Source organism: Chitinivorax tropicus (genome assembly GCF_014202905.1).
GTDB classification, from domain to species: domain Bacteria; phylum Pseudomonadota; class Gammaproteobacteria; order Burkholderiales; family SCOH01; genus Chitinivorax; species Chitinivorax tropicus.
The window spans coordinates 132,055-156,749 of sequence record NZ_JACHHY010000006.1; the positions used below are offsets into that span (position 1 = coordinate 132,055).

General features: G+C 54.8%; 18 protein-coding genes. 5 read left to right on the plus strand and 13 right to left on the minus strand.

Going from position 1 to position 24,695, the window contains the following annotated elements; translation table 11 throughout:
• Positions 1–20 precede the first annotated feature (20 nt).
• Complete coding sequence (locus tag HNQ59_RS06410) at positions 21–1,148, minus strand: acyltransferase family protein (RefSeq protein WP_184036684.1); 1,128 nt, start codon at positions 1,146–1,148, stop codon at positions 21–23.
• A 563-nt stretch (positions 1,149–1,711) separates the two neighbouring features.
• Between HNQ59_RS06410 and HNQ59_RS06415 the strand changes: the two genes are divergently transcribed.
• Positions 1,712–3,529, plus strand: coding sequence for a hypothetical protein (locus tag HNQ59_RS06415; protein ID WP_184036686.1), 1,818 nt, complete (start codon positions 1,712–1,714; stop codon positions 3,527–3,529).
• A 167-nt stretch (positions 3,530–3,696) separates the two neighbouring features.
• Here the strand turns inward: HNQ59_RS06415 and HNQ59_RS06420 are convergent, their stop codons facing one another.
• The 11 genes from HNQ59_RS06420 to HNQ59_RS06470 all read right to left on the minus strand — a co-directional run bounded on the left by HNQ59_RS06420 (position 3,697) and on the right by HNQ59_RS06470 (position 21,058).
• A complete protein-coding gene (locus HNQ59_RS06420) occupies positions 3,697–3,960 on the minus strand; it encodes a helix-turn-helix domain-containing protein (RefSeq protein WP_425491359.1) in 264 nt (87 codons plus the stop codon).
• Positions 3,961–4,470: 510 nt separating this feature from the next.
• Positions 4,471–5,103 (minus strand): hypothetical protein, encoded by a 633-nt coding sequence (locus HNQ59_RS06425; protein ID WP_184036689.1) that lies wholly within the window; start codon positions 5,101–5,103, stop codon positions 4,471–4,473.
• On the minus strand, positions 5,100–5,531 hold the full coding sequence (locus HNQ59_RS06430) for a hypothetical protein (RefSeq protein ID WP_184036692.1): 432 nt from the start codon (positions 5,529–5,531) through the stop codon (positions 5,100–5,102). Before HNQ59_RS06430 ends, HNQ59_RS06425 begins: the two co-directional genes overlap by 4 nt.
• Before the next feature lie 15 nt (positions 5,532–5,546).
• Positions 5,547–6,836: a TniQ family protein gene (locus tag HNQ59_RS06435; RefSeq protein ID WP_184036694.1), complete on the minus strand. Its 1,290-nt coding sequence runs from the start codon at positions 6,834–6,836 to the stop codon at positions 5,547–5,549.
• Positions 6,823–7,794: a TniB family NTP-binding protein gene (locus HNQ59_RS06440; RefSeq protein ID WP_184036697.1), complete on the minus strand. Its 972-nt coding sequence runs from the start codon at positions 7,792–7,794 to the stop codon at positions 6,823–6,825. The genes HNQ59_RS06435 and HNQ59_RS06440 overlap by 14 nt, the downstream gene beginning before the upstream one ends.
• The gene (locus HNQ59_RS06445; RefSeq protein ID WP_184036700.1) at positions 7,794–9,776 is read right to left on the minus strand and encodes a Mu transposase C-terminal domain-containing protein; all 1,983 of its coding nucleotides are present in this window, start codon (positions 9,774–9,776) and stop codon (positions 7,794–7,796) included. The genes HNQ59_RS06440 and HNQ59_RS06445 overlap by 1 nt, the downstream gene beginning before the upstream one ends.
• Positions 9,739–10,461 (minus strand): TnsA endonuclease N-terminal domain-containing protein, encoded by a 723-nt coding sequence (locus tag HNQ59_RS06450; protein ID WP_184036703.1) that lies wholly within the window; start codon positions 10,459–10,461, stop codon positions 9,739–9,741. The genes HNQ59_RS06445 and HNQ59_RS06450 overlap by 38 nt, the downstream gene beginning before the upstream one ends.
• Before the next feature lie 240 nt (positions 10,462–10,701).
• Entirely contained in the window at positions 10,702–11,166 is a 465-nt protein-coding gene (locus HNQ59_RS06455; protein ID WP_343074211.1) for a helix-turn-helix domain-containing protein, read from the minus strand.
• Between the two features lie 238 nt (positions 11,167–11,404).
• Positions 11,405–12,781 (minus strand): multidrug DMT transporter permease, encoded by a 1,377-nt coding sequence (locus HNQ59_RS06460; RefSeq protein ID WP_343074212.1) that lies wholly within the window; start codon positions 12,779–12,781, stop codon positions 11,405–11,407.
• 65 nt (positions 12,782–12,846) lie between these two features.
• The gene (locus HNQ59_RS06465; protein ID WP_184036709.1) at positions 12,847–17,268 is read right to left on the minus strand and encodes an ATP-binding protein; all 4,422 of its coding nucleotides are present in this window, start codon (positions 17,266–17,268) and stop codon (positions 12,847–12,849) included.
• Positions 17,261–21,058: a hypothetical protein gene (locus HNQ59_RS06470; RefSeq protein ID WP_184036712.1), complete on the minus strand. Its 3,798-nt coding sequence runs from the start codon at positions 21,056–21,058 to the stop codon at positions 17,261–17,263. Before HNQ59_RS06470 ends, HNQ59_RS06465 begins: the two co-directional genes overlap by 8 nt.
• A gap of 819 nt (positions 21,059–21,877) precedes the next feature.
• On the opposite strand from HNQ59_RS06470, the gene HNQ59_RS06475 reads away from it, so the two are divergent.
• From HNQ59_RS06475 to HNQ59_RS06490, 4 genes are read left to right on the plus strand one after another with little or no spacing between them, the layout of a single operon-like run.
• A complete protein-coding gene (locus HNQ59_RS06475; RefSeq protein WP_184036715.1) occupies positions 21,878–22,219 on the plus strand; it encodes an ArsR/SmtB family transcription factor in 342 nt (113 codons plus the stop codon).
• Positions 22,216–22,707, plus strand: a complete 492-nt coding sequence (locus HNQ59_RS06480) for an ArsI/CadI family heavy metal resistance metalloenzyme (protein ID WP_184036718.1) — start codon at positions 22,216–22,218, stop codon at positions 22,705–22,707. Before HNQ59_RS06475 ends, HNQ59_RS06480 begins: the two co-directional genes overlap by 4 nt.
• Before the next feature lie 23 nt (positions 22,708–22,730).
• On the plus strand, positions 22,731–23,231 hold the full coding sequence (locus HNQ59_RS06485) for an arsenate reductase ArsC (RefSeq protein ID WP_184036721.1): 501 nt from the start codon (positions 22,731–22,733) through the stop codon (positions 23,229–23,231).
• Positions 23,228–23,890: an MIP/aquaporin family protein gene (locus HNQ59_RS06490; RefSeq protein ID WP_184036724.1), complete on the plus strand. Its 663-nt coding sequence runs from the start codon at positions 23,228–23,230 to the stop codon at positions 23,888–23,890. The genes HNQ59_RS06485 and HNQ59_RS06490 overlap by 4 nt, the downstream gene beginning before the upstream one ends.
• Positions 23,891–23,976: 86 nt before the next feature.
• On the opposite strand, the gene HNQ59_RS06495 is transcribed toward HNQ59_RS06490, so the two are convergent.
• Entirely contained in the window at positions 23,977–24,615 is a 639-nt protein-coding gene (locus HNQ59_RS06495) for an FMN-binding negative transcriptional regulator (protein WP_184036727.1), read from the minus strand.
• Positions 24,616–24,695 lie beyond the last annotated feature (80 nt).

Here is a 24,695-nt window from a genome sequence, read left to right on the forward strand (position 1 = left end):
CCAGTCTTGGGGCCACATGACTATGCGATCTGGCTTGCGGGCGATGTCATGGATTGGAGAGAGTACTGCGCTCTGGCATTCAAGGAAAAAGGCTTTTCTATGTAAATGAAAAGTATGGAGGCTGGGACGAGCGTTGCCATAAATGAAGTTGGTATGCCAGCCCAGAATATCCAATCATCTGCATGATCTGGGGTGTAAATAATGGCCAAGATCATGAAGATGAATTTCAACGTAAGACCATGAATCAGATAGTAAGAGTAGCTCATATTGCCTAGCCAGCGCATGGGCGTGAATTTGAATATTTTGCTAGCCATGCTATTTGATATGAGGCAATCCAGGCAGAAGATGAAGAATAGCATGAAGATAAAAAGAAATTTCCACCAGCTATTCACATGAAAGATATTCAATATGATGACTATGGTAATGGATAGCCCTAGCGCTGGTAGGCCAATGGGTGGAATGCGCTGTATTTTTCCATTTTCGATAACTTCAAATAGCAATATCCCAGAGATGAACATCAATAGTCGGATATGGCCGCTATGAAATGAAAAATATGTAAAAAGTGTCAGTGCAGCGACTGAGAAAAAGGTGACGCGTAATTTCCAATGCCATTTTCGTAGCTTCATCAACGAAATGGCAATTGGAATCAGTAAGTAGCAGAAGAATTCATAGCTTAATGACCAGGAAACGGTAATGATGGTATTGATGTCAAACATGCCAGGGAATAAGAAAAAATTCTGAGCAATGAATATTAAGCCGTGCCAGCTATTTGGTATTTTGGATTCGGATGGAAATATGAAAGACAACGCAAGATATAGCAGAAAAACAGCAGTGAAAGTTGGGTAGATTCGTCGGATTCGTCTAACCAGATAGCTACCAAATGGCTGCTTTTTTCTGATCAGCATGCCATAGATCAGGTAGCCACTTAGTACGAAGAACAGATCAACGCCGATATCACCAATGCTTCTGACATGGTATGAGATGGTCTGTGTGAAGGATGACTCGGCCAACCAGGGTTCAACAAGTGTGACGTAATGCACCAGGAATACCAGAAATACTGCAAAACCACGGATGCCCTCCATGGAGGAGATGGCTTGATGGGTAGTATGAGATATTTCAAAGGTTTTGCTAAACCAGTTGATATTCATAGGTGTGCCATGAGATTGAAGTTATTCAGCTTTGCCGTGGCGTCAAGTGTTTCTAAATGAAATGAACGGTGTCAGTGTAGCGTGGTGGAATTGATCTAGCCAATTGTCATGATGTGGTTGGTTCTTCCATACAACAATCGCATTGGGCTGGGCTGGGCTGGGCTTGGGATAGGGGCCGGATTATATAAGCGGTGGATGGGCGCTATCGGCAGGCAATGCCGAGCAGGGTAGGGCGGCTTGGGAGCTGTAGGTTGACGCAGTTAGTGAAAAACCTGCCAATGACAAAGTGAGCTTTTTTCATATTCTGTGGCGTAGAGCCCTCTCCAAAAAGCCAGTTAACCTGAAAAATTTCACAGGTTGTGCCGTTTTTTGTGAAAAATCTGGCTGAATCTCTAGATCGTGATCTGTAGTGATGACCAATATCCGGCCTCCAACGCAAAATCAGTCGCCAAGACGGCCACATATAGAAAAGAGAAAAGTCGTGGCTCTCGGCATCAGTTATCGCCTAAATACAATACCAAGTCTGTGTTCAGGGCTTGACTTAGACCATCGGTAAAGTACAAATGCTTAAAAATCAGAACCGCCTAACACCCGGAGCATTTGTGATAAATCTTCTTGAGCATTTCCATCAACAACTCAGTGGAACCAAAAATACGCTGGCAAAACAGCTACTGACCAAACCATGGAATACCGACGTCGAATGTTTACGCGAACACTTGCCAGTAGCACTCTATAAGACTTTTTGCATCCTCCGAAAGCATGTCTCCTCAAGGCTAGAGCATATTCAGAACAAAACAGTCCCGCTCTTTCATGTTGGGGTACAGGCTGTTGAGATGGGGGTGCATGCGGAGCTACCTGATGGGCAATCCGGCTTTGTCGACGGCAATGATCGCGTCTGGGCAGACCATATCTGGGCACAAGTCGTAGAAGACCTAGGACAGGAGGATATATCTAGCCAGTCGTTAACCGAGGCCGACCGGGCTGCATTTGTTGCACTGTACTCTGTCGCACATACATGTTTGTTCGTAATGGCGGGCGTCGTCGTTCCTTGTGGAGACGACCAAAGGCAGCAGGTTATGTTTGAACGAAACTCGGCAATCCTAGAGGCGCATAAGCTCTATTGGTTCGCTCACTACTGGGCACATCAGAGCACGTTGTCGGATCACGCATTGATTCTTGGCTTCTTGGAAAAAATTCAGAATACAAATAACGCCTTCCATGACATCGTTCGTTCCGACAGTCATGAGTTTAATCTTCTTTGCGATTACTTTATTGACAAGTTTCTGTCGTTACACCCCGATTACATGGCCTTGATGCATGCGAAGGATCGAGTTGTTATGCAAGACATAACGGAACGCTTGCGGCTGATCCTCTACATCTACCTTCATAGCACAAAGCAACAAGTATCCTCTGGCATAACGGCCAGTGAATTGCTGCTAAATAGCATGCTTCCGATATATGTCCGCGAAGAAAACCTTAACAAAGCTGGATTTCCCACGGAGGCCATAAAATCGCTACTCGATGATTCAAGGCGGCATCCTGTTGGTGATCGATTCCTCGAGAATGTGGGGGATGGACAACTACAAGTCGGGAATCTCTCGCTAAAGTATGCATTGCGCAAGTACTGTCATGCGGGGTTAAGTACAATGAATTTCCGCGGTGACTGGTTTGAACAAGATTACATTGCAAACTACGTTCGCGACCGCATCCCCTCAAAACGGTATCGTGTATTCCCAGGCATCAACGATAAATCGGCGAAATACGACGCGGACGTAATTATTGAAGACTCTCGTTCTCATGCCCTATTGTTTTGTCAGATTAAGCATCGGACGGCTACGTTGCTTCCACATCTGCGCGACGAGCTAAAGGAGTATTCAAGTAATGGGCAAATTCTGCATGGGCTGGAGCAGCTTAGAAATCTCCGAAATCAAATCAGGGAGCCCGGAGTTCTTGAGCGAGTTCGACAGCGGATTGGCGAACGCCAACTCGATTCAGAAATGCTGGCTCAGCGCGCTGGCTTCCTGTTAATACACAACATCGAGAACCTAGATTTCTGCACGAGTGAGGGCGTCGCGATGTACGAATGGAACACGCTACGTAATCTAATGAAAGGGCAGATCGGGCAGGTAACAAAGGAAAAGGCGACAGCGGTCTCTATATCAGATATCGAATTGAATCTCCGCAACCCCGGCCAAGTAATGGAGGTTATATTGGGCTGGTTCAACCAGCAGGCGTATGCGGATCATCCTACTAGCCCACGGCACCAGTGGCCGTTGTTGCTGTCCAGTAGCTTGGTATTCAGAGTCTGGCGTAGGCTATGGGTCAATGGGATTAATTTTGCCCCCGCAGGAAAATTGGACTTTTGCTTCCCGCTTATCTAACGTAGTCAGCGGTTGCTATCTGCCAAGCCCCGGCTGGTTGCATACACATTTTTGAACAATTCTGTTTTTTACCCACCAGAGTTTAAGCGCCTATACTGGCGAAACTTGCTTGAGTGCTCGCTGTGGAATGAAGCAATTGTAGGTTTCACGCTGGCCAAGGGACACCTCTAGTTCGGAGGTAAAAGCAACTCATGTATATGAACACTGAGAGCCTTGGCCAGCCGTTCGAGGTTATCTAGCGAGATATTCCTGACTTGCCGCTCCACGTGGGCGACGAATGTCCGATGTAGTCCTGCCTCAAAGGCCAGTATCTCCTGAGACCAACCTTTTTCCCGGCGTAGCCGGATCAAATTTGAGGCGAGCACAGCCCTGGCCGAATTGGCTTCTACTGAAGAGGGTGTGCTGCTTTCTAGCATGAGATGTAGTCTCATGCCGTGCCGCTTTTGCGTCAGCCGCGTTTACGTCACAATTCGCTCGTTATCATAGTGTTTGGAATTCGAGCGATGATTTGGCGACCTATACTTGCTTCACTCCTATTGGCCTTCTCAAGCGCCGGGTATGCGGGGCGTTTCACGACAGCCGAGTTTGGGCCGGCAACTGCTGGCGATGTCAGAGATTTGGTAAGCGAGGCTTTTACCCGGAAATATCCAGCAGATCGCTGGTCGATTTTCCTGTATTCGGCCGTAAATCGCACAACCAACGGAGCGCTGCATTGCTACGGAATTTCAGGCGTAACCCCCAAAGGAAGGGACAATTTTCCCATTCGCTCGTTCAGCTATTCCATTCAACAGCGCCAGTCCTCCGGATCGGATACTGCTGCGGAGAAGCGTGATTTGGCGATTGCATGTGCAAGATGTGCTGTTGAAGCAATGATGGCGGAGGACGTAAATTTGATCTACGTACCCCCGCCAAAGTAGCGAACACTAGATACAGGTGAAGTGCTAACTGCCTGCGCGGAGGTTGGCTTCGCCTAACCAGTTTTCCCGACCATAAACATGGCTAGGGAAAACCTCAGAAAACGAGCACTCGCGTTTCAACAAGCGCCTCGCAAGATTCGCCAACTGACGGACCTCCTCGATATTCCGCACTTCGATTGGGGCACAGAGATCGACGCCGATACCCCATCGATACCATCGAGCAGACATTGAAGGGGCAACAACGTAATCAATCCCTTCCGCACATAGTCGATCCTCGATGGCGTTGACTCGTTCGAAATAGCCCGAGAGCCTCTCGGATAACGCATGAGTTCGAAATGCAATCTGGTTTTTCCTGGATCGGCCAACTCGCTTACAGTACTTGCCGATAGATTTGCCAAAAGCCTCGTCATCTGGCATTGGCCCAGCATCGCGCAATGCACGTGCTTCGATCTCATCCAAGTATCTTCTCCGTGGATGAACCCACCAGACCATCACACGCCGGCCGCCGAGCACAAAGCCAACGTCATCCCACCAGGACAAGGGTTTGAGGTCTGGATAGCTGTGCGGGATATAAAGTCCCAGGGTCAGTCGCCAAGGGTTCATTCGGTGATATTGACTCATTTGCCGGCGCATTCGTTCCTGTCGCGGATTTTTCATGACTTGAATCCCTCACAGGCGAAGCCCTGGCTTGGGCGAAGCAGGTAGATTTCCCGCTCCATAAATATGGTTTCCAAGGTTGCGGGCGGCGAATCCACCGAGCCGTTCCGGCGCGCGATTTCTAGCAAAATCTCCGCTTGGTAAAGCAGGAAGTACCTGAACAGTTTGTCTTCATCGATGGCTGCCCAGGCTCCGTTGTTTTTCCCTACAGCCAGGTGACCAATCAGAGTCAAAGGGGCTTTGATGTAATCAAGCGGATCGCCTACGATTTCCACATCATCATTCCGTAAAGCGATACGAAAGTCTCGTTCCAGTAGATGAAGCCATTCATTGCTCAGGTTGCAGGGAAGAGCCTTTTCGCGTGGCTGTCTGATGATCTCCTCGGACAAGCGTTGCAGGTCGGTTAGTTTTTCATGCGAAGTATTCATAGCCATTGTCTTTTGTTAATGCTGCACCGAATCGAGCATTTCCCGCAGGTAGCAGAGGTGGGTGTGAGATGCCTCATGGAGTGGCCCGATCAGGTGCGCAAGCCATTCGAGCAGCGAAGTTCCGGAGTGCTCCGGTAGCGCTGGCCAGATTCGCGCAGTTCGTCTCAATCCTGTGTTGAAGGACTGTTTTGTCACTGCATATGCGACAAAGCGCGCGATTACCTGCCGCATGACCGTGGCCTGGCGACTGTCGGCGCCGGATGGCTTGCCCGCTTGAGGGCTGTGTAAGTGGCTGGATCGTTCTGTCAGGGCGTAGAACTCATGCAACCACGCTGCATCCAGTTGCTTTAGCAATGCCGAGTCGATCAGATACACACCGGGGCCGTGTACGGGGAGACGAATGCGGTCGACAAACCTTGCGAGGTATTGTCTGGAAATATTCGGCTCTGCTTTTGCCGAGAGCGGACTTGAAAACGATGTTTGCAGCTTGATGAGCGGCATATTCCTGCCTAAGCGGACGATGCCGCTGCCGTGATCTTTGGCGAAATATCGTTCCAGCCACCCCTGAAGATAGGCGTCCAGATTCCGGGGCCATCGAGCGAGCAACATACCTACCGACGCGGAAGGGAATTTGGTTACTCCGATTCCGCCTAAATGCCGGTGCAACTTGCATTCCAACTGATGGAGAAATTCAATCTCGGCATAGAGTGCCTCAAGCGATAGATCGTGAAATTCCTTGGGTAATCGCCAGGCGTATGGCCATCGTCCACCTCTTTCGACGGAGGAGCAGGCAGAAATCAGTCGCGCGAGCACCACCGTACCTTGGGCAGCATCCGGGGCATCTATCTCGCAAAAAGCCTTGCCACATCGGCAATTCCAATCGGCACTGCTCCATCGCCACCCCAGTTTTCGTCCGCACTCACATTCCTCAACCAACTGGGTCTGATGAATCGGGCACGCCGTGACCAAGGGAAGCTCCCAAATAGATTGATGGAGCTGGTTTTCCCGCAGGCAGAGGGGGCAGAAACGAAGCCAGGCGTAGCTTTGCTTTAGCCAACCGTGCCACGTTCGCCATCGTGGCCAGTCCGCATCACTTAGCTCGCCAGCAACCGCTGATAACTGGGCAGCTGCGGCCTCGCGTTGATCTAGTGCGGCGTTGCTGTAGAGCAGCGACAGGCTCGCATGGATTTCAGTCGGAACCGGGTGACCATTGGCGTTGTAGAGTCGGTAGAGATATCCAGGCAGGCTTTCACCAAGTTCCCTGCTTGGTCGTACAGGCAATCCATTTCGTTCAAGCAGCGACATGGCGCTTACCTCCTTTCAACGGCATGCCGGGAATACCCCGCTCGAATGGTTCTCCTGCTCGCGTTAAAGGGCGAAACTCAAATTTCTCGTTGAATGGGTTCAGTGCGCCGATCCCGGCGCTCCATATTTCGCACGCGAAAGCAGCTTCCAGCTCCTCGGGGGTAATTGCCTCAAGGTTTCGTTGAACGACCCAGCGGAGTGCTGCGCTCAGCAAAGACTTGACGTAGGCAATCCGGCCATCGGTTGCGTAATAGAGCCGCTGCCCGAATTCCTCCCAGTCGTAATTGCCAAAGCGCAGCGGTACGGGCAGGCTGGGTATCAGCGATGCGAAAAGCTGAAAGCACTCCGTTTCGATGGAGCTGCCTTCGTTTTGCCCGAGGTTCATGCACAGACGACGGGTAAACCGCCGACGTAACTGCTCATTGACCCGTAACAGGCTGTCGACGCGTGGGAGCCCCAGCAATACTGTCGGCACGCCGATCTCATCCGCCATGCCTTTCAGCCAGTCACCAACCATGTACTGCGTTGGAAGCTGGCCCCGATCCTGGATGTGCTGGGCTTCATCGAGGAGGATGAGTTCAACCCCGCACCCTCTCGCCAATTTGAAAACCCGTGCCGTTTTTGCCGAGATTGTCCCTTTGCCGGGAGCCGGATCACCCAGCTTGGATAGCATGGCTTCGGTAACGCCTGCGATGGTTGCTGCTGGCGGAATGGGGATATACAAAACCGGCAGCCAGTCCCGCTCCTGCAATGCCCGTCGCGGATGTTGCTGGATCACAGCCTGGCAAAGGGTGGTTTTTCCGGTTCCAGACTCGCCGAGGATCAGAAGGTTTTCTGCGAGCCCGGTTTCCCGGTACATCTGAAGCAAACCATCAATCTCGTGGAGCGCTCTGGCAAATGGCGGGAACGAGAGGTGTGCGTTGTTGAAACGATTCAACGCCGTATGCAAGGTATGCATCAAACCACCTCCTTGCCACGCATGAGCGTAAAGGACGGGAATGGTGTCGGCGGAAGTGCTGGCGCGCTGCCCGAGGTGGCTTTTCGAGTCGGCCGTGGTGTCGGAGAGGCTGCTTTGGGTGCAGAGGCTTCGAAACGTGCTTCAGGCTGCCGGCTCGACATGCCGTGGATGTGGGCCGCCTGTCGGCGTGTGCGCTGCTTGCGGCTGCGGATCATTTCATCGACCGCCTGAGCAAGCTGGTGCTTGGCATCGATCAGCGCATCGAGGTTTTCCGACGACTTGCCATTGGTTCGTACCTGCTCGCGGATCAATTCATGCTGATACAGCGAGAGTCCCTTGGCGTAGTTGAGATGGATGGCTTCAACGGTAATTGGCTCCTGGGCCTCAGGCGGCCAAACATGGATGCTGCCAAGATCATCGGCATCGAACACGACCCGGACCTTGGCGCCCGGTCCCCAGGTTCGAATCACGGGCGATAGCGCTGGCCCTGCATAGTGCAGGCCATGAAGTTGAATGCCTTGGTGGCCTAGCGAGCGTTCCCGGACCAGGCCGATGCGGCGTTGCAACTCAGCGACGCTACCGGGGAGGATGGGTGTTCGTTGATTCAGGCCTTCATGCCAGCGTGCCCAAGGCGTCGTGCCAATCCCGCGCTGAACAGTTTGCGCATAGACATCCAGTAGCCATTTCTCAAACAGATGCCGGAATTCGGCTAGGCTCAGGACGGCATGTTTGGCTGCGTCGTAATCTCCACGATCCGAGAGGCGCGCGAGGCTGGTGCCGGGCAATTGATGCGTAAAGAAGTAATTGACGGTTTTCAGGTAGCGTTCAACAACCCCCTTGAAACGGGGCTGGCGTTTGGGGCAAAACTGAAGGCGGGTGCCAAGATCATAGGCAACGCTGTTCAGATCCGCCCCGAGAAACTCCAGGCCGTTATCCAGTACCAGCACATCAATCAGGCCATAGCATGGCCAGACGTGTTGAACAGGCAGGTTAGGAATGACTTCAACGGTCGCAGCCTTGGGCAAAACGGCATGCCGTAATCCGCCGATAACGGCAGCGGCCGAGGTGTTGCCGAAACTGAGGTGATAACCCAGCGGGAAGCGACTGAAAACATCGATATAAACAGTCAGAAGTGGTCGCCCAAGTGGAAGCCCCGTCACCTGATCGATCAAAAAGAGATCGAGCGGCGTGTGGTCAGCCTCAACCCGCTCAAGAATTCGCGTCACCTTGGGGCCGGCTTTCACGATCCGAAAGCGCCGATCTGCTGCGGCTTTTCCGTTCCTGAGCATGGCCAGATCGTAGGCTTCCATGCGATCCATCAAGCGGTACATGGTACGCAGTGCTGGGGCCGGGATTTGATCGCTCGGTAGCCGCTGTTGGTTCTCGGCCTGAAGCTTTCCAAGCAGACGGTCATAGATGTTTCTTACCGTGGCGGCGGGACTTGCATCAAACGCTTCCTTGGTGGCTTCCGCAGCCAACTCCAGACAGCGAGCATGCTGCCTGGCCCGGGAACCACCCCGTAAATCGTACCGTGGCACCAAGTTACGAACCTGCCGACTCTGTTGATAGCGCCGATGCCATCGATACAAGGTAATGACCGAGGGCGGTTTGGGGTCACTAATTCGGGCCGCAACCTCGTCAATCAACGGCTGCAACGAATAGGCGGTGAATACGCAATTTCCATCGTCCTCAATCGCTTGCAGGTAGGCCATACGGCGCTCGATTTCCTTGCGTACACGAGCCGGCAATTCCGCCAAGGTACGCCCATAGTGGGTTTGAGGGCGAGTAGCCTTGCTTTCTTCGCAAACCTGAATCTGTAATGTTCGATAAGCATCCAGAAGCGCTGGACGCGAGCTCATGACGATCTGGCCATCATGCAGACGCTCAAGCACGACCTGCTCATCCGGCCCGAGTCGCTCGATGCGGTGGGTGGCACCGGACAACTCAAAAGTGGTGCCGGTGCGAAAGGCGAAACCATTCATGGCCGCTCTCCAAATTCAGGTTGAGCAAGGTATTGGCGCCGACTGGCATGCCGAGGTCGCATACCAGTTGTCCGGCAAGCAGCAAGCTATAGGGGTCAAGGCTGAAGGCAGAAAGCGCTGCTTTAGCCGCATGGATCTCCATCGGAAAATTTGCGGCCAAGCGGCGTAGGGAAACTTCACCCTTCAATAGCTCTGGCCGGATACGTGCTGCCTCGTGGTGAATGACTTTCAGATTGGAAAGACGAGGCTCAATGCGGATTACCTCATCGCTCAGCACCTCGAACGATTGGCCGGCTCGGTTGAAATGGGCCGCAATCTGCGCAAGGCTGTGGCAGGTATCTGGGTGAGCGGCATTGGCTGCGGGCTTCACCTCGATCAGTACTTCTTGCCCATCGGCCAAGGTGAGATGGAAATCCGGTGTATAGCGCCGAAGTCGTGCACCATCGGGGTAGTAGATGCGTACCGGCTGCTCCGTATAGCTGGCGATCAGAGGTGAGTTTTCAAAGAGATAGAGCGCATCGAGTTCGAGCAGACCTTCGTAATGCACCATGCGGCCGGTTTTACGGCTGGGGAACTTGCCCCGGACGATGCCGCCCGTTGAGCGAAGTACTTCGCGGGCGCGTTGATGGGATAGACCGGCCGGGGATAGACCCCGCCATGTGCCTCTCCAGGATATGTGCGGCATAGCAACTCCTTGCAGTACCGGCTAAAGGGTGCAGAAACCCGTACCGACACCGCTGAACAGTTCGACATGTCCGGTTTCGGGCGTAAAAAGCCCCCTCTTCAGGCCGGAGGCCGAAAGAAAACCGGATGATTTTTCAATGGAATGGCTTGACGCGCTGAAGGTAGATGGCGATACTTTGATTACCAGTCAGGTATCGACAGATGCCAAGAGCGGGGCAAGCCGAAAGGTTTGTCCCGTTTTTTACATTTTGGCCTCCGTATTTCTGCGCCGCTTCAGGCGCGTGATAGGTTCTTGTGTGCGCTGGGCCAGTTGATCGGGTAATTCAACGATTTCCCGAATCATCCTAACCTGGGCTGGGTGAAGGTCGGGCACACGTTCGCGCAGTGCAGCGAGCATCCAGAAAACCTCTGTTGGCGCTTCTGCGTCAATGACCATCTTTCGGTCAGATGCAGCCACTGCCTCGTGCAGCTCTTCTTGCTCATCTGCACCGAGATCCAGGACGCTGATTAGTTTTTCCACAAACTCAGGCGGTGGTGGCCCCTTGATGCCGATTTCAAGGGCAGAGACGTATCCTTGGTGATGCCCAAGCAGTTTTGCGAGGTCTCCTTGGCGAATGCCATGACGCATTCGAAGGTCGTGAAGTAGGCGGGCAAAAGGGCTCATTTTTCTGGGATCGGAAATATGTTTTCCCGCCAGCGTAAGCACCGAAAAATTGCATGTCAAACGCAAAAAATGCTGTTGCTTTCACGATGAAAGCAAGTAAGTTGACGAAACCATGACAAACCCCTTGGGGCTCTAAGGAACGCGAAATTTCGAGGAAATTTTCCTTGTTTTAGAAGATGTTGTAATCAGAGCTATCCAGCAAGATGTATTCAACTGTGTGCCCAACGTGATTCTGCACAAATAATTATTGTCCCTTAAGAGTGGGCTATGAAGAGCTTAACTAAACGAACATGGAGCCTTTCGCTATTGTTTCGCTGAACTCGCCGAAGCTGCTGCTCCGGTGCAGCGTACGCACCTGCCAAAGGTAGAACGCCCGCAGCGTCCCACATTCAGGGCCAGCACCCTCGCGGTATGCCGTGCCTCGTGAGGTGAGCGCCGTCCCACAATTTCCACGAAGCTGCCTTGGTCGTGCTGGCCCCCACCCAGCGTTCCAGTAGCAAAGATCAGCGACGACATAATCTTCGACCTTGATTTCTAGCTGCCCATCACGAGGAGTGACTGCAACCTCATGCAAACCGGGCGCCGTCGGGAAGAAGAGCCGTGACGGATACAGGTCGTGCTGGAGGTAGCCCATCCGGTCGTAGTCGAGCGTTCCGGCCAGCGGCCAGGCCTTGCAGTCGTCGTCCACCAGTTGTTCAAGAGTTGGTGGAACTACGATGGTTGTTGTGCTGAATGGGTCTGCAACCGTGCTATGAAGAATCTGCTCGCGCGCCCAGAAGGCATCGAGATGAGCCGCCAAGTCCGCATCGTCAATGTTGCTCCCTGGGGCCTGCGAGCACCTCACCAGAGACACCTCCACACACCGTTCCATTGACATCACAACTGGCGAGATGAAGGAGATCAGTTCATCACCTGGACGCGCCGCCTCCACGCGGGCAACCAGGGCTCGAAATGCTGCTTCGATCGCCTCGGTATCGCCGTCGAAGTCAGCTGACGCCGGAAACCAGTGTGGGCGCCGTGGCTTAAGCAAGGCCATAGTCGGATGGACAGGCAGTGCCAAAAGCGACTGTTCGTCTGCAAACTCCGACGGCATGTTCCAGAACTGCTTGGCCACCGCCAGCGTACGAAGGTAGGCAGATATGGCGCGAAGAGCGGCGCGCGCGGAAAGCTGGCCGATGAAACCATCACCAAGCGGTCGTGTGAAGTGCCACGGGTCGCCTTGGTATGGCGCGTCGGGGTAAGTCGCTCGGTTCTCCGTCCACTCGAAAGCCATCTGCCGGACGAAAGGGAGTCCGGTGTAGGCCTCGAGCCTGCTCATGGACGTTCGGAACATCCTGGGCAAGTCCACACCTTGCACGCCGTCGAAGTCATCTGGGACCACGAAGTCATCAGGCACCTCCTTCATGCCCGCATCGCCGGCTTGACCCGACAGCCCAAGACTCGCCACCAGCAAGTCTGAGAGCGGAGAGGGCTTCGGGATGCTCGTGGCCAACTCTGCTGTAGGCGAGTAGCCATGCCCCTGTACCGCCATCCAGAAGATGCACAGAACCTCGACAACTTCGGCCTCGAGCTTGCGCGAGCGCAGCAACTGGAGCAGCGCAACCTCGGTTTCAGCCCACGCAGTTGGTTCGCCTAGCCGGTCCGCCAACTCTTGCATGGTCCACCACCGTGCGGACGTGGAAGGCCATCCGAGGCGGGCTATGAGAATGCGAAGCTCGTCCATCAAGTCCCCGACGAAGAAGACGAGGCCAACTCAGCCGCCCAGCGAGGCTGCTCCAGCGGGAGGGTACGGGTGTCCTCGATGACGCAGTTGATCATGGTCTCCGCGAACCTCACGGCTTCCGCGATGCGCCCCTGTCGTGCATAGAAATAGACCATCACATCCGTGGGTGCAACGCGCGGCGGCACGGGGTTGTCGAACATGCCGTAGGTCGTCTGGACCACAAACTCGTCGCATCGCTGTGGGTAGTTTTCAGCCACCAAATCGAGCCTGCTGCGGGTCTTGGTCTCGCTCTCCATGTACCCGATCCACCCGCCGCTCAGTATCTGCGCACGGACAAGGTACTTCCATGCTGCATTTACCCCGCTCAGCTTGCGCCTCGTATGAAAGGCGAGGTCGGACAGGAGCAGGACGTCCCTATGCCGCCCTTCTTCTGATAGGAGCAGTCCGTCGAGGGCATCGAGCAACCTCTTGCCTTGACCCTTCGTGGCCCAGTGCTGATACCAGGCACGAAGAAGCCGCGTTCGCTCGCTGTGGCTTTCCGACAAACTCTCGAGCAGGTCGTCTAATTGTTCTGGCTCAAAAGTCGTCGCGTCGCCCTCATAGGGTTTGCTTTCAATGCCGCTCCCGGAGTGCTCTTGACGCTGTAGCAACCCCATGTCCCATCCACCGTGCTCCTCGAGGATGCGTAGTCGCTCGACAGCGCTCGAGCTGCCCTCCCGAACAAGTTGCAGAAGGGTGTCGCGTATTTCGGGGTGCAGACCTGTGCGCATCAGTGCGTCCAGGGGCCACCCTTCCTTCACCCCCTGCTCCACGTACGCTCGCAGGCTGTTCTCTGCCTGCGACCAGTCGCCCGCGTGCGTGTGCTCCTCATACTTGACCACCAACGCCGAAGGCTTCAACTTCGCTAGCAGGCAATCGGCCTCTGCCAGGACATGCCTCGTGCCTTTTCCATCCGTGTACTTCAGGACATGGTGGATCTGCGGCGCGACCCGGGCGAGCAACCGGCGGGCATCCTCCGCAGCAACGTCCACCAGGTAGCCGATGGCATCGACCGAGTTGTTCAGCGTCGGATCTTTGCGATGCCCATAGCCTGTCGTTAGCTCCCAGGTCTGCCTGCAGAGCTGACGAGCTTCTGTCATCAAGTTGTGTGCCAGCGCAATCGCGCAGAGTTGTAGCGGCGTCTGAAGGCGCACGCTGGTTTCCTCCCAGACCTCCGCATCAAGCAATGAACGTTGAGACTGAACGAACGCCGCAGCCGCTTTATCGGCCATTCTGGTCAGTGACCCGGCTGCGTATTGGGCGCGGAAAGACGCGCCGTCGAACCAGGTGTACTGCCTAGCCGCTTCCATGGTTTCTTCGGTCAGGGCCACATCGCCGCAGTTGGCCAACAAGATGCTGCCAAGGCGGATGTCACAAGCGATGCGATGTAGCGCCCGTCTAAAGTCCTCGGCTGCCAAACTCCAGTTATGGCTCTGCCTGAATCGTCGGAACTCGACTGGCTCGAGCAACGCAAAAAGCGCATGGAAATCCACGAACTCCCCGCGCCACCAGTGATGCGCGATCTGGGCACCGACGGCGGAGAGCGCATTGAGGAAGTCGGTGATGTTCTCTCTGTCTTCATAGATTGGGGCTCGCGCAAACTCGAAGGCAGTCTGGTCCTCCGCAGCCATGCACAGGCCTAGATGCACGGCGCTGAAGAACCAGTGGTACGCGAGCGCCGCCAAGTCTTCCTTGCGTTCGTAGTAGTCGCCCTTCAGCCACTCCACCGGGATCGGTTCGTTGAGCGGCTTGGAGGAACGTGTGAGCGCCGCCTCCACTGTAGCAACGAAGGGAGTTCGGGCTAGAGCGTCGAAGTCATCGCGCCCGGCAATGCTTACCCCCGCCTTCGCGGCCGCGCGGATGCATGCATCGCTGATGATGTTCTTGTTCTCCCCGCTTGCAAGCGAGGCAACAACCGTCATCAAGTCGTCTAGATTGCGCTCCTCAACCAACATCCGGACTCGAGGCAGCCATACGACCGGGCTGTTCTCAGCTACCAGCCTAGCAAGTTCCACAGGAGTGGCGCCGATGGCGCCTAGTTGCGCGAATGCGCCAACCAAGAACTCGAACTCATCAGACCCCGTTCTCGATCCATACCTGTCGGAGAACCGGCTCAAGCCCCTGAACCGACGAAGCGCCTCTTCACCACACGTTTCAGCCAAAACCTGGTCACCACGAGCACGTAGGGCCAGCCCAAGTGCGGCGACGCGCAGGATGTCCGTCTCATGTCTGGAGGCAACGGCCTCACGTACTACGCCTTCCTCCGGAGCTAGCGTCAATGTGAAGGAGATGAGTCTAGCCAGGTCGTCGTTCTGCATCTGGAACTCGCTGCCACCAACCATCCGGGCCTTGAGATGCTCCAGGCGATAAGCATCCGCGAACTCGGTGGTCTCAAGCGCGGCAATCAGGGCTTCCGAGAGCAGTGTGTCGAACAGCGACTCTGGGTATCCCTCCTCAAGGCGAAGCATGATCCAGTCGCGGGTGAGTCCTTTGATGAGGTTCTTCGGGTCGCCCAGCCTCGCTTGAACCGTCCAGAGCCAGTTCACGCGCAGCGAGGTGGGAGCCCATCTTTCCAGCCAGTTCGCGACTACAGGCATCAGCTCCTTGATGCGGTCTTCGTAGTTAGCTGTAGTGCGTACGAAAACCGCCAGGCTCTCGTGGAAAACCTTTAGGCCGGCCGTAGACGAATGGAGCAAATGCTCCACGCTCCCGACTTCAGGTTTTACAGTCTTGATCTCGGTGGCAATCTCACCGAACGCCGTCCTTGGCCAGAAGAACGGGAAGGCACAGACCAGCCGCAACGTGTCCTTCAGGCTTGGAAGTAGATTCTCCCAAAGCGATGCATAGTAGAACTTGGCATCCTTGCTCAGGTCCCCCTTTAGCCGCTCGACGTCCCAACTGGACAGATTGCGACCAGCATATTCCAGCTCTGCGGTGGCGTAGATAACGTGAAGGGGGTGGCCGTTGGTCCTTGCATGGAGGGCGGATGCTGCTTTTTGAAGTTGTTCCTCAGCCTGTTCCCTGTCCTCGAATCCAGTCGTGAGTCTTCCCTCTTGAACTGCCTTACGAAGGTAGGAAAGAACTGCGTTTCCAGACATTGCCGGCAACGTACGCCATTCTACCTTTGGCGCCCAAGCGAGGAGATCCCTCGGCAACTGTGCATCATCCACAGGTTGCGTACCGACGAGCAGCACCATGTTGTCCGGACAAGGGATCACCTGAGCAAATAGGTCGTCCAGCGGCTGCTTGTCCTCCGCATTGGTGCGCCAGACATGATCCAGACCATCTAGGATGAGCACGAGCGGCTTGCCCTGCTCCTTGTAGTGGGAAGCGCACTCCTCCAGGAGAGCGCGCAGGCTGCCTACCGTAGCCGGGACACCCTCGCCAAGCTGCTTAACCTGAGCCCTAATGGACTGTTCGACCACGTAGCTGTTCACCCGGTCGCGGCCACGCTCCGTCGTCGAGAGGAAGTAGTGATGGCGCACCGTCGGGATATCCCGTTTGACGAGTGTGTCGCACAAGGCGCTCAGGTAAGTGCTCTTTCCTCGGCCAGGCGGCCCTGTCAGAACAATCGCCTTCCCGGCAGCACCGATTGCGTCTCGGACAAACTCCTGGTGGAACGTGGCGTCGGGGACCTCATACCCCTTGGGGACAACGAAGTCTTCAGGCAGCGGTGCTGGCGGTGACGCCCGCAGGATGGCGCGGACATCTGCCAGCATGATCCAGCCGTCAGGAGCGGGGAAGTTCTTCTGCGTCGCCCAGTTCAGAGCCACGTTTTTTAGGATCGCGATCCCTTCCGGGGTGCCATGCATCCGAAGTCGCGCATCGACCTCGTGCTCCAGTGTGACGTAACCCTTATCGCTGTGCCGAATGCGTAGCTGGCTGAAAAACTCTTCGCAGTCTGCGGCGCTGCCAAACTCAGCGATGACCTCCGAGCGCCTCGGCTCGGGGATCTTGGCGAAGGAAATCCCACCAGCATCCAGACAGGCTTCGATGGCGGCATCCGGTCGGCGGTTTGTTATGAGCGAGATCTCGCCAATGCGCACGGTATCAAGCTTTTTGAAGGCGTCGAACCACTTGCGAAGCATCGACCTCGACCGCGCTGTCTTGCCAGCCTTCTCGAGCATCCAATCCCAGGAAAGCAGATGCGCGTCCGGGTTGGGGGTAAACTTGACCTGGAAAAGGTCGATGACACCATCACTTCGTTCAATGACGATGTCGTCCAGCCCTGTTGGCGCTACGTTCTCGTCGTCGCACTCGAACCTCACCCGGCTGTAGCGGGCCGGTGCGTCGAGCCAATCGCACAGGACCTTGAGTCCCTGCCGATTTTGGTAAACGTAGCCAGCCGCAGTGATTGCGGTGTTTTTGATGCTATCAGACATGACTACACGACGCGCTGAGCTCAGTCTTGATCCAGGTGTCCAGTGTGTCCACTCGCACGAACTTGGTCGGAACAGGGTAAGGCGGATGGACCATCCAGTAGTAAACGTCACGGCTCACGTAGAGCTCAATATGCCTGAGGGGCTCGGCTTCCAATTTGGGCCACTTCAAAAGCTCAAGCATCCTTGCGCAGTTCTTCTCGAGAAACTTCCTTCGACGCAGGATTCTACTGAATTGCCCAGCATTGTCGTCCTCCACTTTGCCGAATATCCGGTCACGAAGTCGACGGCCATCTTTTACTGTGTAGGCAGGCTGGTTGTACTTGCACTCTACCGTCACGAGCAGGTTTGCATCTGGCCAGTAGGCGAAAACGTCGAAGTCACCAACGTCCTCGAATCCCTCCCTGCGAAACTTCCTGAAGAAGTCGATGCCCTGCTTGACGAATGAAGTGTACCTCCGGAATATCTCTTCGGTGCGAAGCTCCAGCCGACTCTCGATGCTCGCCTTGACCTCTCGAATGACTGCTTCAACATGGGGCCACCCAAAGTCTGCAGGGAGATAACCATCCCGCACCGCCGACATCCAGTTGTACATCGACCGACTAGCCGCTTCTGCACCCCAACGCAAGTCTGTGCCATCGACAATCAGTGGCCTGATTGCGTATCGATGGATTCGCTTACTGTGCTCCCAGTACGGGACGTCGGCCTCGTCGACATCCTTTCCGGACAGTCGGCGAACGCCTTTCTCTGAAAGCGTGAGGAATGCCACAATCCTTTCAGCTTGTACAAGATCAAGCCCCTCAATGTTGTCGGCCAGTCCCTGTGCGACACGGCTTGGAGCGGCGGCATAAGAGAGCGCTAGCTCATCGCCGAAACCATACCTCTGAGCTTGTGACAAGACTGCGAGAGCAGTGACTAGGCTCTGCAGCTCAAATCCCAAGTCGGCGACGAAAGCACTCTTGAGCTTCTCTGAGGACAGTAAATCTTCCGACACACCTTCCACCGCATCTTCGCTGTTTGCTCCAAGCCCCAGCCGTGACTTCGCATACTCGCGTGAGAAGTCGGTCTCGCGGTCGTCGGAGCCGGTAGAGTAGAAAACCTCTGGAATGTACGAATCGTCGATCACGACGCCACCAACGTCTATGCCGTTATGTAGGACATCGCTGGCTCCGGTAAGCACCATGAACCAATCAACCAAGCCAACCAACTCGCGCAGTACCTCATCAGTGACTTCCACATTGTCGGTCGTCGGTGAGCTAACTGTTTTTTCCAGTAGATATCGATAGTGACGAGCTGTGGAGCCGAATTCTTTCCGAGCTTCTTCAACGGCATCTAGCCTGTCGTAGTCAACCGCATGGGCGAGGCTCTGGCGGGCCCGTTGAATCTTCATTCTCTCGGTTACAAGAAGTGCATCGTGCTGCTCAATGAATGCTCGAATAAGTTGATGCCTGTCGAGGGATGCGAGCCGATTCTCGATATAAAGACGCAAACGGGTGCTGGCAGGATCAATCCTTGCCTTGGCATCTGACAGCTCATATCGACCTGGCTCCAAACCAAGCTCCATGATTTCCGTGGCCAAATGCTTGCGTGCAAGCTTGTAGTCTGTGGGAGAGGGGATGACAGGCTCCACGTAATCAGGGACATCAACATATCTAGCTGCAACTCTCAGGTGGTACCGAGCTGGTTCCGATGCCTTGTTACAAAGCCGCTTGGCAAAGTCGTTGGGCAGTTCCAAGCCGCATGCAGCGTGACTCCTTTCAAGTGTTTCCAGTAAGCAACGAACTTCAAACGATCCATCTTTAGCTGCGTTTAGCCCCGCAAGGACCGCGCGAGTATTAACTTGCAGTTGAAACAAGCCCTTACGTACGGGATCTTCTTTCGCTGCATATACTGCTTGCTCGAATTCCTCAATTGGCAGGGGAGCCTCATCATCGCTAATAGGTTTGGATGGGTCGGACCGGCAGATGAACAAAATATGTTGCTGTCGAAAGAGTGGGATGTCTGACATCAGCTCTCTGCACCGATAGGTGCAGTCCGCGAGCAGTTGGGCGAACATGTCGACCATGCGAGCATCATTGACCCGCAGATCTTCAGAGATTTCCAGTAGGGTTTGGACGGTGCAGGTGCCGACTGATGTTGAGTACGCCATTGCCTTATGATGGCGCGATTGGAGATCAACGACGCCTTCAGTGCCATTGGTCAGCCGCCAGCCAGCAGAACCGTCTGGAAATACGCTCGGTGCAAGTGACCAGAAGTCAGCAAGCGCCTTGAAACGCCAGGAGGTTCCCCAGTGAGTATCCAATCCTATAAAGGGGGGTGAAATCGCCCCTTCAACAAGTACACCGTGTGTGTCCTTGAATGACGCATATAGGTCCGCAGGACCGGTCGAGAAGGGGCTGAGAGAGCGTCTATGAGAGTCAACGAATTTCCAGTAGCGTTCCAACTCGTCGAGGTCACTCAGACAATCGAAGATGGTGATGAAGTCCGCCAGCGGTAGCAGGCGTGCGGGCCTCTCGGGTACAGCTATGGAGCCAAATGCCGTGCCAGCCAGGGTGACCACAATGATGATTCTAATGTCGTCGGCGCTCGGTCCTGTGGTTCCATCCTTGGACAACATAAGTCCGCGCCCGTCAGCGAGACGGAAGTGGATCGGTGCGCCGCGTCTCACTTTGGCGTACGTACCTTTCGCTGCGATTGATAGCCGCTCATTCGATGCGTGGTCACATGCGCAAATGAGATACACACCAGAGTCGGCCGAGATAACGCAGCTGACAGGGAGGTCTTCACAGGCAGTTTCACCGACAAAGAGCGTCAGGGGACCCATGACCGTCCCTCGGAATCGCTCGGCAACAAACCGAGCAAGCGTCCTGTGGGTATGAGTGCTGACTCCATCCAATTCTTTGTTGGCCCAATGGTCAACGACAACTCCCGGGGCGCTGCGAACTGACATCGGCACCCAAGTGCCGTCGCTTTCGACCGCTAAGAAAGGAAGAGCTGCCCCCTGCATTGCGGCGTCACCGAAGGCACTCCAAGTTAGCGGTGCCTTGAAAGTGCCAAAGCCAGTCTCTAGCACGCTGCTAGCCTTGTTTCGCCACTCAGCAATATCTGCGCCGACCTGCAGCAGCGTTGACCGACAAGCTAGCCAGAAGTCCTCAGGAGGCACCTCGACGAGAGCACGTTGTGACTCTTCCGCGGAGGTAGCCCCCAGGCTGGGCATTGCCTCGATGATCCGCGCTTGCAACGCGACAGCAAGATCCATTTGGGCTAGGGCTTCGGGAATATGCGCGTAAGTGATGCGGAATGCCTCTACGAAGTCGGGTGTGCGCTCAATGCAGCTACCGTAGAACATTGGGACAAAGGCCCGGCCAAGGCGTACCTTGGTTTGACCCCAGTCCGTCTCGGGAGAGAAGTCTTCAAGCATCGGGAACTCTGGCCACGTCTTATATAGCTTCTCCGCAAACGCCTTGAAGTCTACGTAGCTAGCGATGGGCATCCCTCCTTGAGCATTTTCCGGGAGGTCTAGCAGAACGCCCCAGGCATAGATGTGTTTAATGGGGCTTCCCGAGTTGGCAGGCCACAACTCAGAGACACTCAGGGCAATCGCGGCATCAAGGCGCCGATATTGGCGGAGCAACGCGCGTGTTGCCTCGAGTCGCTTGTGAAATGGATTTTCCTGATCATCTTCGTAAGCAACTCGATCATGAAACCTGAGCATCTCACGCATCAGAAAGCCAGGATCGCCATCCATTCGCGCGAGTCGGCGCTCTCTCTTTTCTCGGGACTTCTTGCCCATGTTATTTTTTTCCCGTAAGCAGTAGGTCTGACCATCGGCCATAAAAGCACCACGCCGGTTGCCGTGAATGCTTTAGCGGTATGTGGATGAGCTTTTTGAATCACGCAAAACACGCAATTAGCATGTTACCGCATTCGGGCATGGAGGATTATCTTCTTGTCGCCCGGAAGGAGTGAGTAGGTCTAGCGTGCGAGTTCATCAGACGGAGAAGTCCTCCGTTATCTTTGCGTCTCGCTTCAAAGTGGCCTAGACTGGCAGCAGTTAATGACTTACCTGCTCTGCTACTTGTGGGTGGGATGCTCGGAGACTTCCTAGGTGGTCTGCTGATCCTCGCCTCCATCATTTCAATGTTGGAGGTAAAGTTCTCAATCGATGGTTCGCCAAAGAAAAGGAGCAAGAAATGAAGGTCAAAGTAAACCTGAAATGCAAGTGTAATGGCGCCAAGTCTCTGGGGGTTAAGGCAACAGATCACTGAGGGAAGCTAGAACGTTCGCTGCAAGTGGTGGGTAAGAGCAGACTCCCCCGCCAAATTACAAAGCGCCCCTTGGGCGCTTTGTCTTTTCTTGAACGACACTGCTTCTCATGTTCAGCAGCGACGCCTGAGACGCTGTATCTAGAAAGCCGTCCGAAATAGCCAATCACCGGAACACTGGAAATGACCGGCGTTCAGCTATATCTGCAATCAGTAATTGTTCATTATTTCTGGCAGCAGTTTTTCACTAACCTGGCACGTTTTTCACCAACTGCGTCAACCTACAGGAGCATGTGGTACGTTTACAAACAGCTTGCATAATTCAATATTTCAACTATTATTGAAATATGGAAACGAAAACTGTCATCGCAGCCTTGGCTGCATTAGCTCAGGAATCCCGTCTGGCGATCTTCCGTGCGCTGGTCCAAGCGGGCTTGGCAGGATTGTCTGCTGGCAAGATTGGTGAGATCACGGGTATTGCGCCTTCCTCACTGTCTTTTCATATGAAAGAGCTGACCCATGCCGGGATGGTGACATCGCGCCAAGAAGGACGGTTTGTCATCTATACCGCGCACTTCGATGCCATGAATGCTTTGCTGGCCTTCCTGACCGAGAACTGCTGTGGGGGCCAATCCTGTATGCCGGGCTGTTCGCCAGCCTGCGCCAACCCTGAAGAGAGGTCATCATGAAACGCTTGCATGTACATATCTCTGTTGACAATCTGGCTGAGAGTATCCGTTTCTATTCGGCAATGTTTGCGAGTCAGCCGACTGTCAACAAGCCAGACTACGCAAAATGGATGCTCGATGATCCGCGTGTCAATTTTGCCATTTCACAACGTGGCGCAGCCATGGGGCTCAACCATCTGGGGATACAGATTGAGTCGGCAGATGAGCTGGCCGAGATGCACCAGCGATTGCAGACCTTGCAGGAATCAGTGGTCGAAGAGGCAGGCGCTGCTTGCTGCTATGCCAAATCAGACAAGTATTGGGTGAATGATCCACAAGGTATTGCCTGGGAAACTTTCCACACTTTGGACAGCATTCCGATGTTTGGCGAGCCACAGGCGACTGCAAGTCAGGAGGCTGCTTGCTGTATCCCGCTGGTGCAGACCAGCAGCACCTCGGCTTGCTGTGTGCCGACTGGTCAGCGGACTACAAACGGCAGCTGTTGTTGAATCCATCACACATGAGCATGACCATGACAGACAAGACCTATCACATCCTGGTGCTGTGTACCGGGAATTCCGCACGCAGCATCATGGCTGAGGCGTTGATCAATATTCTGGGGCAGGGGCGCTTTCGTGCATTCAGCGCTGGCAGCCATCCCACAGGTAAAGTGAATCCTTTTGCCGTTGAGCAGGTTGCGGTATTGGGTTACCCGACCGATGCACTACGCAGTAAAAGCTGGGATGAGTTTACCCAGCCCGACGCCCCGGCCATGGATTTCATCCTCACCGTGTGTGACAACGCTGCGGGTGAAGTCTGCCCGGTTTGGCCAGGCCAGCCAGTGGCGGCGCATTGGGGCTTTGAGGACCCGGCTGCCGTGGTTGGGAGCGACGAGTACAAGCGTGAGGCATTCCACACTATTTGCCAGCAGATCCGACGTAAGGTGGAACAGCTGATGAAACTGCAGTTGGATGAACTCGATCTGCCTGCAATCAAGCAGGCGTTGCAAACCATTGGGAATCAGCCAGTATGACCGTAGCACGTCGAGGTGTGGCAGAGGGCTTGGGCGCGGCATTGTTACTGGCCACGGTGGTGGGCTCCGGCATCATGGGTGAGCGGCTGGCGGGTGGGAGCGTGGGCTTGGCGTTGCTGGCGAATACATTGGCAACCGGCGCAGGGCTGGTGGCGTTGATCCTTACCTTCGGCCCCATTTCCGGTGCGCATTTCAACCCGGTGGTCACTTTGTCCGCTGCTTGGCAGGGGCAATTGCGCTGGCGAGAAGCGCCTGTCTACATCTTGGCTCAGATGTTGGGCGCGCTGTTGGGTGTGGCGGCTGCACATCTGATGTTCGGAGAGCCTTTGTTCTCATTATCGCAGCATGTGCGGACTGGCCCTGCACAGTGGTGGAGCGAATGCGTAGCCACCTTTGGCCTTGTGGCGGTCATCATCGGTAGTAGTCAGAGTCGGCCCAATATCACACCTTTTGCGGTGGCGGCATATATCACGGCTGCTTATTGGTTCACCGCTTCCACGTCATTCGCCAACCCTGCGGTCACCGTGGCCAGAGCTTTCACCGATACGTTTGCTGGCATCCGTCCGGTAGATGTACTGGGCTTTACGGTGGCGCAGCTGGTGGGTGCGTTGGTGGCAACGGTGCTGTTCCGGTGGCTGTATCGTGTCCAGATCCGCTGAAGAGGTGTGATGAGGTAAGCCACAGGCAGCTCTGCGGGTGGGCTGCCCGATCCATCAGCTGAATACCCTTTCCTCGCGCCCCTGGCCTACATGGATTGGCTGTGGGCTTGTACCAACTGGGCCATGTGGTCCTGTGTATCCGACCCCTGCGCGCACAAGCTCTGCGCAACAGATTGTCGATTGCATGCAGGCTGATTTTGACTGACTTTCCACTTGCCTTGCAGGCGGTTGATCTGCAGTTCAATGCCGACGATATGGTTTGCCAGTTGCGCAATGAATTCATCAGGGGCATCGCTGACCCGCCAAGGGTTGGCCTGTGTGGCTTCATGATGGTCGGTCAAACGGCGCACGATAGGCAATACATCCGCAGAGTCTGGCAATGCCGTCAGTGTGCAGTAGGCATGCACGACAGCATAGTTCCAAGTCGGCACCACTTTGCCGGTTTCCGGTTTTGTGGCATACCAGTTGGGCGAAATGTAGGTGGATGGACCTTGAAACACCACCAACAGCTCCTGGCCTGCGGACTGCTCCCAGAGGGGGTTCTGCCGGGCAACATGACCGAGCAGCTTGCCGGGCGTGTCTGGATTGGTTTCATACAACAGGGGGATATGATCAGCCTCCAACCCTGTAGCACCATGGCGGATGACCGTTGCCAGCGGAAATTGCCTGATCAGATCGACCAAGACGGACAGATCATTTTCCTGAAAATGCGCGGGGCTATACATAAGGGTTTCGGGAGCGATATCAAGATCACGCCATGGTAACGGAAAGGCCGACAGGTGTAACTGTCGGCCTGTGGCAAAGT

Bases quoted from the DNA above. Each gene is read 5' to 3' on its own strand.
- HNQ59_RS06410 (WP_184036684.1), bottom strand. From the start codon at position 1,148: ATGAATATCAACTGGTTTAGCAAAACCTTTGAAATATCTCATACTACC.
- HNQ59_RS06415 (WP_184036686.1), top strand. From the start codon at position 1,712: ATGCTTAAAAATCAGAACCGCCTAACACCCGGAGCATTTGTGATAAAT.
- HNQ59_RS06420 (WP_425491359.1), bottom strand. From the start codon at position 3,960: ATGAGACTACATCTCATGCTAGAAAGCAGCACACCCTCTTCAGTAGAA.
- HNQ59_RS06425 (WP_184036689.1), bottom strand. From the start codon at position 5,103: ATGAAAAATCCGCGACAGGAACGAATGCGCCGGCAAATGAGTCAATAT.
- HNQ59_RS06430 (WP_184036692.1), bottom strand. From the start codon at position 5,531: ATGAATACTTCGCATGAAAAACTAACCGACCTGCAACGCTTGTCCGAG.
- HNQ59_RS06435 (WP_184036694.1), bottom strand. From the start codon at position 6,836: ATGTCGCTGCTTGAACGAAATGGATTGCCTGTACGACCAAGCAGGGAA.
- HNQ59_RS06440 (WP_184036697.1), bottom strand. From the start codon at position 7,794: ATGCATACCTTGCATACGGCGTTGAATCGTTTCAACAACGCACACCTC.
- HNQ59_RS06445 (WP_184036700.1), bottom strand. From the start codon at position 9,776: ATGAATGGTTTCGCCTTTCGCACCGGCACCACTTTTGAGTTGTCCGGT.
- HNQ59_RS06450 (WP_184036703.1), bottom strand. From the start codon at position 10,461: ATGCCGCACATATCCTGGAGAGGCACATGGCGGGGTCTATCCCCGGCC.
- HNQ59_RS06460 (WP_343074212.1), bottom strand. From the start codon at position 12,781: ATGCAAGAGTTGGCGGACCGGCTAGGCGAACCAACTGCGTGGGCTGAA.
- HNQ59_RS06465 (WP_184036709.1), bottom strand. From the start codon at position 17,268: ATGTCTGATAGCATCAAAAACACCGCAATCACTGCGGCTGGCTACGTT.
- HNQ59_RS06470 (WP_184036712.1), bottom strand. From the start codon at position 21,058: ATGGGCAAGAAGTCCCGAGAAAAGAGAGAGCGCCGACTCGCGCGAATG.
- HNQ59_RS06475 (WP_184036715.1), top strand. From the start codon at position 21,878: ATGGAAACGAAAACTGTCATCGCAGCCTTGGCTGCATTAGCTCAGGAA.
- HNQ59_RS06480 (WP_184036718.1), top strand. From the start codon at position 22,216: ATGAAACGCTTGCATGTACATATCTCTGTTGACAATCTGGCTGAGAGT.
- HNQ59_RS06485 (WP_184036721.1), top strand. From the start codon at position 22,731: ATGACAGACAAGACCTATCACATCCTGGTGCTGTGTACCGGGAATTCC.
- HNQ59_RS06490 (WP_184036724.1), top strand. From the start codon at position 23,228: ATGACCGTAGCACGTCGAGGTGTGGCAGAGGGCTTGGGCGCGGCATTG.
- HNQ59_RS06495 (WP_184036727.1), bottom strand. From the start codon at position 24,615: ATGTATAGCCCCGCGCATTTTCAGGAAAATGATCTGTCCGTCTTGGTC.